This window comes from Bacillus sp. GMs2/2 (genome assembly GCF_050172095.1).
GTDB classification, from domain to species: Bacteria; Bacillota; Bacilli; order Bacillales; family Bacillaceae_G; genus Bacillus_A; species Bacillus_A cereus.
The window spans coordinates 22047-34087 of sequence record NZ_JBNLYE010000005.1; the positions used below are offsets into that span (position 1 = coordinate 22047).

Consider the following 12041-nt stretch of genomic DNA (forward strand, 5'->3'; position numbering starts at 1 on the left):
CCACAATAACAAGCAATTCTGAAGAAATTATGCAGACGCATCATAATCTGCACCATTTCTTCATGATTTTGCATTACACTTTAAGTAACGATTATAAATATGGAGGGCTCTCTATGATTGATATACTGCTCGTAGACGATGAACCGAGAATGCTTGAATTATTAACGCTTTATCTTACCCCAATTGGATATAACTGCGTATGTGCGACTTCAGGAGAAGAAGCTATTTTACATATAGAAAATCGAAACTTTAAATTTGTTTTACTCGATATTATGATGCCAAAGATGGACGGATGGGAAACGTGCAAAAAAATCCGATCTTTTAGTAACATTCCTATTATTATGGTTACAGCTCGTGATCAAACAGTAGATGTCGTTCAAGGATTAAAACTTGGAGCCGATGATTACGTAACGAAACCTTTCCATGAAGAAGAACTTTTCGCAAGAATTGAAGCCGTTTTAAGACGTACAAATGAACATAAACAAATCCAATATCACGGTATTGTATGGGATGAAACAAAACACTTCGTTTCTGTCCATAGTGAAGAACTCCTTCTCACACCAATTGAATTTTCTTTACTCGGATTATTTTTACGCCATGTGAACTACGTACTAAACCGTGATCAGCTCATCGAACGAATTTGGGGATTAAACACAAATACAGAAGATCGCACAGTCGATTCGCATATTCGTAATTTACGTGATAAATTGCGAAAAGCAAATTTCCCTATTGATCATCATTTAAAAACCGTGTATGGAGTAGGTTATCGATGGGTTGATACTGAACAGTAAGGGGCAAAACGATGAAACGAATTTCAATTCAATTCGGATTTTATTTTTTAATTGTTACACTTTTAATTGAAAGTGTTCTCTTTATTTTGCTCTATTATAGTCTCGTAAACACTAGAGTAAATGAAGAAATGACAGCTTTATTAAAGCGAGGAAATAGTCATCGAGATGTACTTGAAAAATATTACGATGAGCAAACCATCTCTCACGTAGCATTAATGGAATCTGAAGCTGAAACAACTGTCGTTATTACAAATACAAATAAAGAAGTGCTAGCTAAATCTAACGAAATAAACACGACTATAAAAAATCACATTAGTAGCATGCAGACTCGAACAGACCATAACGGAGCGATTATAGAAAATCATTGGAAAACATCTAATTATATATGTACAGTTAGTCCTATCATAGTAGCTGGAAAACATGAAGGGTATGTGTATATGTTTCTTGGAACAAAATCCATTGAAAAGTTGGTAAATGGATTAACGAAACAATTCATTATTGCTGGCGCCATCACGTTTCTACTCACAGTCATCACAATTTTCCTATTATCACGTTTATTAACAAAACCATTGTTACACATGAAACATGCAACTGAAAAAATGAGTAAAGGCGATTTGTCCGTTTCATTAACGACTACTCGAAATGATGAAATTGGTGAACTAGCATCATCTATTCAAACGCTCGCAAATGATTTACATTATATGAAAACAGAGCGAAGTGAATTTCTAGCAAGTGTTGCTCACGAATTACGAACACCATTAACATACGTAAGAGGTTACGCTGACATTGCTTTAAAAGAGACCACATCTCCTGAGCAACGTTTGCGATATTTATCTATTATAAAAGATGAGTCTGATTACATTACAAACTTAGTTCAAGATTTATTTTCACTCGCACAAATGGAACAACATAACTTTTCTATTCAAGTAAAGGAAGTACATTTACACACCTTCCTTACTCGCATAGCCGAAAAAGTTAACGCTATGTATAAAGAAAGGTACATTAAAGTTTCTTTCTCTTGTCCTCCTACACTGGTAGTAAACTTAGATGAACAGCGATTTGAACAAGTTATAATAAACATTTTAAATAACGCTTATAGGCATTCAAAAGAACATTCTCATATAAACATTTCTGTTACAGAAGAACATAGACGTATTTTCATTACAATTGAAGATGAAGGCGAAGGTATTCCGCCTGAAGACCTCCCTCACATTTTCGATCGTTTTTATCGAGTTGATAAAGCGAGAACACGAGCTACAGGCGGAACTGGTTTAGGACTATCTATCGTAAAAGAAATTGTAGAACTACACGGCGGAAATATTACTGTAACGAGCGAAGTCGATTATGGGTCTTGCTTTATAATTTCATTACCATCCATAAAGAAACACGACTATCATCAATAGTCGTGTTTTTTATCACTTTACTTTATAATATAAATTTACAAATTGCCCAAAACGTTTCGTATCCGTTAAAGTTAAATTAATTTCCGGGTTCTTGTCTTGAAATAACGGAACTCCAGAACCTAATATGTGAGGTGTAATCGTAACAACATATTCATCAATTAGATTATTCTTAAAGAACTCTCTTAAGAGACTCCCTCCACCGACCATCCATATTTTAGATCCTTCTTGTGCTTTTAACCTTTTTGTAAACTCCACTACATCTTCATTTACAAACTCCACGTGTTCGTTTGAACCTTTTTCTGAGTTAGAAAAAACATAACATTTTTTATCTAAATACGGGAATGGTTCTATATGCTCTACTACATAATCATACGTTCTTTTTCCCATAATTATTGTATCAATAGTTTCGTACATTTCTGTATAACCGTTATCTCCCTCTCCTTCGGTTTCCATTAACCACTGTAAATCATCATCTTCTTTCGCAATATATCCATCTAAGCTCGCCGCAATAAATAAAACTATTTCACGTGACATATTTTTTCCTCCTTATACCTCATCTTGATAACATTATGATGTAAACAATATACTAACAATAAAACACGACAATTTATGTCATGTTTAAAAAGAAAAAAGGTGATACATTTGTCAAAAGCTAAACGCTTATTAGATATTCTTATATTTGCTTCTGCGAAAAAAGCATTTACAGCTCAAGAAATAGCCGATGAATTTAATATTTCTGTTCGTACTGTCCATAGATACATTTTAGATTTAAGTGATATGGGATTACCCATTTACGCTGAACAAGGTCGCAACGGAGGATATAAAGTATTAACGAATAGAGTAATTCCACCTATTTTATTTACCGAAGAAGAAGCAGTCTCTATCTTTTTTGCCTTTCAATCTTTAAGCTACTACAGAGACTTGCCTTTTAACACAGAAATAAATTCCGTTACACATAAACTATATAGCTCCCTACAACATGATGCGAAAGCTAAAGTTGACAAAATACGTTCTTATATCGCCTTTTGGAATCCGAAAAGAACAATTGAGACACCACTTTTAAACGAAGTGTTAACAGCGGCTATTGAAAATAAAAATTTACACTTTCAATACGAATCTAAATCAAGGATCAAAACAAAACACGTTCATCCTATCGGTGTATATGCGCATGATGGTTTATGGTATTTACCTGCTTATGATTTTAATGTAGAAAAAACATTACTGTATCGCGTCGATCGTATTCTTTCTATATTATCAACGGAAGAAAATGAAGATACATTCATGAATTTAGAAGAGTGGTTTGCCTCTAACTCTCACGTAGTACATAATCCTACTCAGTTACATGTTTTACTGTCAACAGAAGGCGTACGCCAATGTAAAAGCGTGCCTTACCTTGAAGAATTCGTTGTAACAAACGAAAACGGGACAGGATATATACATTCAACAATTGATAAAGGAGAAATCAATTTTATTACCCCTTTATTTTATAGACTCGGAAAAGATGCAAAAGTTTTAGAACCGATAGAATTGATAGATGGTTTACGTATGCGTGCGAAAGAAGTTTTACATATGTATGAAGACTAAAAAGGCGTAAGAGAAATTCTCTTACGCCTTTTTAGTGTGCAGTATTTTCTCTATCTCTTCTTTTAACAACGTCTTTATTTCTTCCAAATTATGATTCTTCTTTTGTCCCGGTTGTACCATATAAAACTCAGCAAACGAACGCTCTTTATATCTTGGTACGACATGCATATGATAATGTGTTAACTCGTTAAATACTCCACCATTTTGACAAACTGTAACTCCGTCAGGTTTATATACTATCTTAATCGCTTTTGCAATAAGCTTAGAAGCATCCATAACGGATTTTGCTACAACATCATTTAATTCATCTACTTCTACAACATGTTGCTTTGGCACAATTAAAGTATGTCCTGGGTAGAAAGGCGCATGATCTAAAAAGCAAGTTACATAGTCATCTTTATATATTTTATATATTTTTTCCTCTTCGTTTGCTAATTTACAACCTAAACATTCCATCATACTTTCTTCCTTTATTAAAAACATAAAAACGTGAGAGCCGTATTCTCACGTTTTTATGTTTCATTTTATTAGTTCAATTGTTTCCGTAACCTTTATACTATCTTTTACAGATTGAACAATCGTACAATTTTTCACTGCAAGTTGCAGCGCCTTGTCCAGCTGCTCTTCTGTAATATTTTGCGCTTTAATTTTATAGTGCAAATGAACACTTTCAACTGGCTTCGATAACGCTTCACTTCTACCAATTTCAGTTTCGATTGTAAACGTATCGTATGGAATACGTTTCTTTTCTAAAATCGTTCGAAAGACAATTGCACTACACCCTGCGATAGAAGAAACGAGTAATTGTAACGGTGAATAACCGTTTTCTTTTCCAATCGCTAATTGACCATACAATAAATCTGCTTCTATATCATCGTGTTTGATTGTTAGTTTCATTTGTTTTTTCCATCTCCACTTTCATCGGTTTCTGCCGTTTCTTACTAATATAATAATATATATAGCAGAAAATGATAAATGGAATACCACAGTATAACGCCATTCTTTGTTCAGGAATAAACGCTAAACTAATAACAACGATGCTATTTGTAATTAAAGCTAAAATTGGAACAATCGGGTATAGTGGTGTTCTATACTTTAAGTCCTCTAACTTTCCCCCGCCTTTTATATACTGACTTCTAAAGCGAAGTTGCGATAGAGCAATAATGATCCAACTTGAAACAGCCGATAAACCAGCTATCGATAATAAATACATGTATACTGTATCTTCTGCAAGGAAGCTTGTTAATAAAGATAAAGCAGCTACAGCAATTGTTACAACTAACGCTGTAATTGGAATACCACGTTTATTTACTTTTTGGAAAGACTTTGGTGCCATTCCTTCATTTGCAAGTGACCATAGTATACGAGTTGCCGCATATAATCCTGAATTCGCTACAGATAGTAACGCTGTAATAATAACGAAATTCATAATATCAGCTGCATACGGAATACCGATTTTATCAAATACGACTACGAATGGACTTTCAATTACGCCAGCTTCTTTCCAAGAAATTAACCCTACTAAAATCGTCATTGTTAAAATGAAGAATAACATAATGCGCCATACTGTATTACGGATCGCACGTGGAATTGTTTTTTCTGGATTTTCACTTTCTCCCGCTGCAATTCCGATTAACTCTGTTCCTTGGAATGAGAAGTTAACTGTAATCATTGTAAGTAGTACGGCAGCTAGTCCATTCGGGAAAAGCCCACCATCGCTTACAAAGTTAGAGAAAAGAGGTGCTGCTTCTTTTCCGTCATATGATATAAATCCTAATAATGCACTACCACCAAGAACGACAAATGCAAGGATTGTAATTACTTTAATACTAGAAAACCAAAATTCTAATTCAGCATAACTTTTTGCCGAAATTGCGTTTGAAGCATATAAAATAACACCGAATACAAGGCACCATACCCAAACATCAACATTTGGAAACCATCTTTTCATCATTAAACCGATTGACGTTAATTCTAGCCCCACTGTTACTGCCCAGCCAAGCCAGTATAACCAGCCAATCATAAAGCCCGTTCCTGGTCCAATAAACTTCGTTGCATACTTTTGGAAAGATCCTGAAACCGGCATAGCTACCGTTAACTCTCCAAGACAAAGCATTGTTAAATACATAATAAATCCGCCTACTAAATATGAAAGGATGGCTCCCCCTGGTCCAGCCTGATTAATAGTGTAACCTGAACCTAAGAAAAAACCAGTTCCGATTACACCACCAAGTGCGATCATAAATAAATGTCTACTCTTCATCGTGCGATGTAATTTCTCATTCGTTGGTTGCTGCATCTAAATCCTCCCCCTACCAATACCCCTATATCTTGTTAAAATTTTCTGATAATAAAAATATACACGAAAGCGATTACATTTTCTATATAAAATTAAAACTTTTCTGATAAAATAATATAAAAATCGAATTATTGCAAGATTTAGATTCTATTTAGAGGAAAATAAGGAGAAACAAGGAAAAAACTCTTACATATATTGTAAGAGTCAACGAAGTTCTAATCTTCTCGATAAAATTGATAAACTATAATTTACGATAAAGTACATACAAGCTACTAATATAAATGTTGGAATCATGTAATTCACATTTTGCCCGCTAATAATTTGAGCATTATGCATAAGCTCAGGGAGTGATATAACAACCGCTAGCGACGTATCCTTCAGCAATGAAATAAATTGACTGACAAGCGGCGGAACCATTCTCCTTAATGCTTGTGGCAAAATAATATGCCACAGCGCTTGCACATAAGTTAATCCCGAAGATCTTGCGGCTTCAACCTGCCCTTTTTCAATAGACAATAAACCACTTCTAACAATTTCAGATATCATTGCTGCCTCAAATATTGTTAAAGCAACAATTGCAGCTGTTATAATTTCTAATTTCAAGCCTGCTTCTGGAAGTGCAAAATACGTGAAAAATATAATTAACAGTAGTGGTAAGTTTCGAATCACTTCAACTATAACTCCTAATATTTGTGAGACGACAGGTATTTTCGTGTAGCGCAATATACCGATTACACTTCCAATAATAAAACTAAGTACAATTGCTATGAGCGCTACCTCTAATGTTATAAGTAATCCTTTTAATAAAAATAGAATATGATCTCCTGTAATTGCTCCCTTGAAATCCATTTACACCGCCTCCTTTGCTAAGCGTTTTTCTAAATAACGCACTAGCATACTGAGCGGAATTGTTAATATTAAATAAAACATCCCGACAAATATATAAACATCAAACGTAACAAACGTCTTCGTTGAAATTAAATCTCCTTGATACATTAAATCAGCACCAGCAATGATTCCAAGTATTGAGGAGTTTTTAACTAAATTGAGAAACTGGTTTCCTAAAGGGGGAATTACAATTTTCACAGCTTGTGGTAAGACAACATAATACATCGCCTGCACATACGTTAGCCCTGAAGAGCGAGCAGCTTCCATTTGCCCTTTCGCAACTGATAAAATACCAGCGCGAATTACTTCTGCAATAAAAGCTGCCGTATATACCGTAAGCGTAACTGTTCCTGCTACAAAACCATTTAAAGTAATTCCTATTACAGGTAAAGCAAAATAGAATATAAATGCAATTAATACGAGTGGAATATTTCTTACAAACTCCACAAAAGCTGATCCTATCCAATTTAAAATACTAATAGGTGCAATACGCATTACTGCCAAAATTACTCCTAAAATAAAACTACCTATCAATGCAATTACACTAGACATAACTGTATATTTAAATCCTTCTAAATACATATCAATGTTATTCGTTAATATAGAAAAATCAGGCACATATTCTCCCCTCTTTCTTTACAAGAAGAGGATGAGTACTCTCATCCTCTCACTTTTACTATCTACTTTTCTGGTTTTTGTCCAATCCATTTCTCATATAATTTGTCATACTCTCCGCTTGCTTTCATGTCTTTAATTAAAGTATTAATCTCTTTCGTTAAATCATCTGCCCCTTTTTGCACTGCAATTCCATACGGTTCATCTGTGAAAATTTTTCCTACTACTTCATAATTAGAATCTTGTTTTGCCATTCCGTAAAGGATCGCATTATCTGTCGTTAACACATCACCTTTACCTGCCTTTAACGCTGTAAATGCCTCACTATAATTTTCAAACTCTAATACAGTCGCTTCTGGTGACTTTTGACGAATGTTATTTGTAGATGTTGACCCTTTTACAGCTAATACTTTAACGCCTTGTTTTATATCATCGACACTCTTAATATTGCTTCCTTTTTTCACAAGTAACGATTGTCCTGCTTTAAAATATACATCTGAAAAATCCACTTCTTTTTTGCGTTCTTCCGTAATTGTCATTGTTGCAATAATTGCATCAATATCACCATTTTTCAGCATTGGAATACGTGTTTTAGACGTTACTTCTTTCAGCTCTAGCTTCTTTTCATCTCCAAGAATCTTTTTCGCAAGTGCCTTCGCGACATCAACATCGAATCCTTCTACCTGCCCTGTTGAAGGATTTTTTAATCCAAATAAATTCGTATCATTCTTTACCCCGACTACTAATTTCCCTCGTTTCTTAATTTGTTCAACAGCCCCGCCTTGCTTCGTATTTGTTTCCTTTGCCTCATCTTTCTTACTTCCGCAACCAGCAACAACAAGCACGAATAAACATGAAAATACGATTAAAGTAAATAATTTTTTCATTTTAAGCATAAAATTCCTCCTCTAATGATTTAGCACCCGACTTAAAAATAAACGAGCTCTTTCTTGTTCAGGGTTTGCAAAAAAGTGCGCCGGTGTTGTATCTTCAATAATTTGACCATCATCCATAAATAAGATCCTATCTGCTACCTCTCTAGCAAATCCCATTTCATGCGTGACAACGACCATTGTCATCCCTTCTTTAGCCAGTGCTTTCATAACATCAAGTACCTCTCCAATCATCTCTGGATCAAGAGCAGACGTAGGCTCATCGAATAGCATAATTTCCGGCTGCATTGCAAGTCCTCTAGCAATTGCCACCCGTTGCTGTTGTCCTCCGGATAATTGATGTGGATATACGTTAGCCTTCTCTGGGATTCCTACTTTCTCTAAATAAAGCATTGCTGTTTTCTCTGCTTCTTCTTTGGAAACTTTATTTACTTTAATCGGTGCTAATGTAATATTTTGAAGAACCGTTTTATGTGGATATAAATAAAAATGTTGAAAGACCATCCCAATATTTCGCCGCAATTCATTCATGTCCGTTTTTTTATTGTGTACCTCTGTATTTTGTACAATTAATTCTCCATCTGTAATTGCCTCTAATTGATTTATACATCGAAGCAATGTACTTTTTCCTGATCCTGAAGGCCCGACAACTACTACCACTTCGCCTTTTTTCACTTGCACATTAATATTTTTCAAAACTTGAAAGTTACCATAATATTTATTTACATTACGAAATTCTATCAACATACTCCCCCTTCCCCTAACAATGCATGTACATTCTTTTTATATTCAAAAATAGTCCCAAAAATAACTTTTAGCTTCAATTTGTCCATAAAAAAAAGCAAAGAGTTTCCCCTTTGCTTCTTCATTTCTATTCTGTTAAGATACTTCTTCTTTCTTATCTTTCCCGTATTCATGCTCCCAAAAATCAGCATTTTTAATTCCTAATGGCCCTGGATCGAATACTGGATCTTTTCCTTCTTTTTTCTGTTTTTCATAATCCTTTAATGCGACTAATGCAGGTTTTTGTAATAGTAAAATCGCAATGATATTTACCCATGCCATAATTCCTACCCCAATGTCGCCTAAAGCCCAAGCCGTTGCTGCTGTTTTTATACATCCATAGAATACAGCTCCTAAAAATACAAACTTTAGTACCATAGACATCCAAGGACGGTCTTTATCACGATTTAAGTACGCAATATTCGTTTCTGCAATGTAGTAATACGCCATAATTGTTGTAAACGCGAAGAATAATAACGAGATTGCAACGAAACCGTTTCCAAATCCAGGGAAAACAGATTCTACCGCCGCCTGTGTATATCCTGGTCCTGGCTGAGCACCATTTAGTTTATTAACGATAAAGTTTTTTCCGCTTGCATCAAATACGTTATACATACCTGTAATAATCATCATAAATGCTGTTGCTGAACAAACAAATAATGTATCAATGTAAACGGAAAATGCTTGCACTAAACCTTGCTTAGCTGGATGTGATACTTCGGCTGCTGCTGCTGCGTGTGGTCCAGTCCCTTGTCCTGCTTCATTGGAATAAATACCACGTTTTACCCCCCAAGAGATTGCTAAACCGATAATACCACCGAAAGCAGCTTCTAATGCAAATGCACTTCTTATAATTAACATAAATGCTTCTGGCAATTTTTCAATATTCATAGCAACAATGACGCAAGCTACTAAAATATAGCCTATTGCCATAAAAGGTACGACAACTTGCGCTACGTTAACAATTCGCTTTACTCCACCGAAAATGATAAGAGCTAATACAACAACTAATATAGCCCCTGATGCGGTAGTATTAATACCAAAAGCCGTTTCTAAACTTACAGCAATACTATTTGCTTGTACGCCTGGTAGTAAAAGTCCTGTTGCAAGAATTGTCGCTGCAACGAATACTAAAGCATACCATTTAACTCCTAGACCTTTTTCGATGTAATAAGCAGGTCCACCACGAAACTGCCCTTGATGTTTCGTCTTATATATTTGCGCGAGTGTTGATTCTACATAAGCTGATCCTGCCCCTAAAAAGGCTACTGCCCACATCCAAAATACAGCTCCTGGTCCACCAAATGCAACCGCTGTTGCTACCCCAGCGATATTCCCTGTCCCAACACGTCCTGATAACGAAAGTGCTAACGCTTGGAATGAAGAAACACCAGCCTCTGATTTTTCTCCTTGAAATGTCAGCTTCACCATTTCTCCTACATGCCTTACTTGTAAAAACTTCGTTCGAATAGAAAAATATAAACCTACTCCTAAACATAAATAAACAAGTGCTGGACTCCAAACAATATTATTTAACCAATTTACGAAAGTTTCCAACATTCCCCCTCCTTCTTTATAAAGAATATTCAGAATATATATAAAATTATAAGTGCATACCGAATCTAGGACAATATTATTTTAATAAAGTAAACATATTTTTGTATAAAAAAACAAAGTATATATTTGTTTTATATACTTTGTTTTGAACTAAATGTATTATATATTCACAATTGCTTCTCTTTTAATAATTCTTTCGTATAGCTCTTCTGATAATTTCAAGAAGTTATCAGGCATATCTTTCCCTTTAAACTTCTTCTGAAGCGTTCCATATAAACCTATATCACGTAAACGTAAAAATAGTGGCAACGATTCATACCAACTATCCGCCAGCCTGTGCTCATACTCATATCCTTTTCGTAACACTTGTAACTGTTTACGAGCAAAATCTGTCTTCTCTTCTGCTGTCCACGTTGTAAATAGAACAGAGTAGTATAGAACCATCGCTAAATCATGTATAAAGTAATTATAAGCCGCATCATCAAAATCAAAGATTGTTAGCTCTTTACCATCATAATGAAAATTACCTTGATGGATATCACCGTGCATAAGACCGAACGTTTCTCTTTCAACTGGAAGGGCCTTAATTTCATCCATTAGTACCGCTGCAATCTTTTTCACTTGACCATCTTCTAATTCATTAACAATTCCACTTTCGTCTTCTTCCCACGTATCACGGTAGTCTGTTTTAGGATATTCCATTGTAAGGCGATGCAGTTGCCCAATCGCTTTTCCCCATGCTTCAAAGAGAGGCTCGCCCCAATAAGGCGATTCCTCTCCTTTTACTTGCTCACCTTTTGCATATGTAAATAAAGAAGCGGAAAAGAACGTTCCATCCTCTGCTACGATTTCTTCTACGAGATTTCGAGACGTTGAATAAAGAGGTCCTGCTACCTTTGCCCCATTCTCCGCAACATATCGTAAAAAATCTAGTTCAGCCTCTACCTCTTGTTTAGAACGATGAGAAGAATGTGTTAAACGTAATACGTAATCTTCATCATTATCACCCTTCGCCTTAAAAATATAATTCTCAAAATCTCCAAGTGGCTTTTCTTCCACTGTTACATGAAACAAATTCGCTGCTCTTTTTAAAATCTCTTTCGTAAAAACACGTTCTACAGCTATTTCCATATATATCCCTCCTATATATCTTCTTAATTCGACACAAATGTTAGAAGTACTGCTATGAAATTGAATAATGCACAAAAGACAATGTAACGTAACCTTC

General features: G+C 35.1%; 13 protein-coding genes. 3 read left to right on the plus strand and 10 right to left on the minus strand.

The window, feature by feature from the left end; translation table 11 throughout:
* The first annotated feature begins 113 nt into the window (after positions 1-113).
* Positions 114-791, plus strand: a complete 678-nt coding sequence (locus ACQGS6_RS01805) for a response regulator transcription factor (protein WP_000565484.1) — start codon at positions 114-116, stop codon at positions 789-791.
* An 11-nt stretch (positions 792-802) separates the two neighbouring features.
* Positions 803-2194, plus strand: a complete 1392-nt coding sequence (locus tag ACQGS6_RS01810) for a sensor histidine kinase (RefSeq protein ID WP_000822532.1) — start codon at positions 803-805, stop codon at positions 2192-2194.
* A gap of 12 nt (positions 2195-2206) precedes the next feature.
* On the opposite strand, the gene ACQGS6_RS01815 is transcribed toward ACQGS6_RS01810, so the two are convergent.
* Positions 2207-2728, minus strand: coding sequence for a dihydrofolate reductase family protein (locus tag ACQGS6_RS01815; protein WP_000085764.1), 522 nt, complete (start codon positions 2726-2728; stop codon positions 2207-2209).
* Between the two features lie 75 nt (positions 2729-2803).
* Between ACQGS6_RS01815 and ACQGS6_RS01820 the strand changes: the two genes are divergently transcribed.
* Complete coding sequence (locus ACQGS6_RS01820; RefSeq protein ID WP_113710808.1) at positions 2804-3778, plus strand: helix-turn-helix transcriptional regulator; 975 nt, start codon at positions 2804-2806, stop codon at positions 3776-3778.
* Between the two features lie 21 nt (positions 3779-3799).
* Here ACQGS6_RS01820 and ACQGS6_RS01825 read toward each other — a convergent pair whose 3' ends face one another.
* From ACQGS6_RS01825 to ACQGS6_RS01865, 9 genes are all read right to left on the minus strand, one after another.
* Positions 3800-4261 carry an HIT family protein gene (locus ACQGS6_RS01825; RefSeq protein WP_165365604.1) on the minus strand — a complete coding sequence of 154 codons (462 nt, stop codon included), beginning with the start codon at positions 4259-4261 and terminating at the stop codon, positions 3800-3802.
* A gap of 36 nt (positions 4262-4297) precedes the next feature.
* Entirely contained in the window at positions 4298-4675 is a 378-nt protein-coding gene (locus tag ACQGS6_RS01830) for an OsmC family protein (protein ID WP_000778818.1), read from the minus strand.
* Positions 4650-6077, minus strand: coding sequence for an amino acid permease (locus tag ACQGS6_RS01835; protein WP_001187092.1), 1428 nt, complete (start codon positions 6075-6077; stop codon positions 4650-4652). Before ACQGS6_RS01835 ends, ACQGS6_RS01830 begins: the two co-directional genes overlap by 26 nt.
* Positions 6078-6281: 204 nt before the next feature.
* On the minus strand, positions 6282-6926 hold the full coding sequence (locus ACQGS6_RS01840) for an amino acid ABC transporter permease (RefSeq protein ID WP_000345955.1): 645 nt from the start codon (positions 6924-6926) through the stop codon (positions 6282-6284).
* Complete coding sequence (locus tag ACQGS6_RS01845) at positions 6927-7583, minus strand: amino acid ABC transporter permease (protein WP_044584132.1); 657 nt, start codon at positions 7581-7583, stop codon at positions 6927-6929.
* Between the two features lie 62 nt (positions 7584-7645).
* A complete protein-coding gene (glnH, locus tag ACQGS6_RS01850) occupies positions 7646-8476 on the minus strand; it encodes a glutamine ABC transporter substrate-binding protein GlnH (RefSeq protein ID WP_000916491.1) in 831 nt (276 codons plus the stop codon).
* 12 nt (positions 8477-8488) lie between these two features.
* Positions 8489-9220, minus strand: coding sequence for an amino acid ABC transporter ATP-binding protein (locus ACQGS6_RS01855; RefSeq protein WP_044584131.1), 732 nt, complete (start codon positions 9218-9220; stop codon positions 8489-8491).
* 132 nt (positions 9221-9352) lie between these two features.
* Positions 9353-10813: an alanine/glycine:cation symporter family protein gene (locus tag ACQGS6_RS01860; RefSeq protein WP_000447396.1), complete on the minus strand. Its 1461-nt coding sequence runs from the start codon at positions 10811-10813 to the stop codon at positions 9353-9355.
* Positions 10814-10972: 159 nt separating this feature from the next.
* Positions 10973-11944 carry a phosphotransferase enzyme family protein gene (locus ACQGS6_RS01865; protein ID WP_000401648.1) on the minus strand — a complete coding sequence of 324 codons (972 nt, stop codon included), beginning with the start codon at positions 11942-11944 and terminating at the stop codon, positions 10973-10975.
* Between the last annotated feature and the right edge of the window lie 97 nt (positions 11945-12041).

Excerpts from the sequence above, each read along its gene's own strand:
- ACQGS6_RS01805 (WP_000565484.1), top strand. The coding sequence starts at position 114 with ATGATTGATATACTGCTCGTAGACGATGAACCGAGAATGCTTGAATTA.
- ACQGS6_RS01810 (WP_000822532.1), top strand. The coding sequence starts at position 803 with ATGAAACGAATTTCAATTCAATTCGGATTTTATTTTTTAATTGTTACA.
- ACQGS6_RS01815 (WP_000085764.1), bottom strand. The coding sequence starts at position 2,728 with ATGTCACGTGAAATAGTTTTATTTATTGCGGCGAGCTTAGATGGATAT.
- ACQGS6_RS01820 (WP_113710808.1), top strand. The coding sequence starts at position 2,804 with ATGTCATGTTTAAAAAGAAAAAAGGTGATACATTTGTCAAAAGCTAAA.
- ACQGS6_RS01825 (WP_165365604.1), bottom strand. The coding sequence starts at position 4,261 with ATGTTTTTAATAAAGGAAGAAAGTATGATGGAATGTTTAGGTTGTAAA.
- ACQGS6_RS01830 (WP_000778818.1), bottom strand. The coding sequence starts at position 4,675 with ATGAAACTAACAATCAAACACGATGATATAGAAGCAGATTTATTGTAT.
- ACQGS6_RS01835 (WP_001187092.1), bottom strand. The coding sequence starts at position 6,077 with ATGCAGCAACCAACGAATGAGAAATTACATCGCACGATGAAGAGTAGA.
- ACQGS6_RS01840 (WP_000345955.1), bottom strand. The coding sequence starts at position 6,926 with ATGGATTTCAAGGGAGCAATTACAGGAGATCATATTCTATTTTTATTA.
- glnH (WP_000916491.1), bottom strand. The coding sequence starts at position 8,476 with ATGCTTAAAATGAAAAAATTATTTACTTTAATCGTATTTTCATGTTTA.
- ACQGS6_RS01855 (WP_044584131.1), bottom strand. The coding sequence starts at position 9,220 with ATGTTGATAGAATTTCGTAATGTAAATAAATATTATGGTAACTTTCAA.
- ACQGS6_RS01865 (WP_000401648.1), bottom strand. The coding sequence starts at position 11,944 with ATGGAAATAGCTGTAGAACGTGTTTTTACGAAAGAGATTTTAAAAAGA.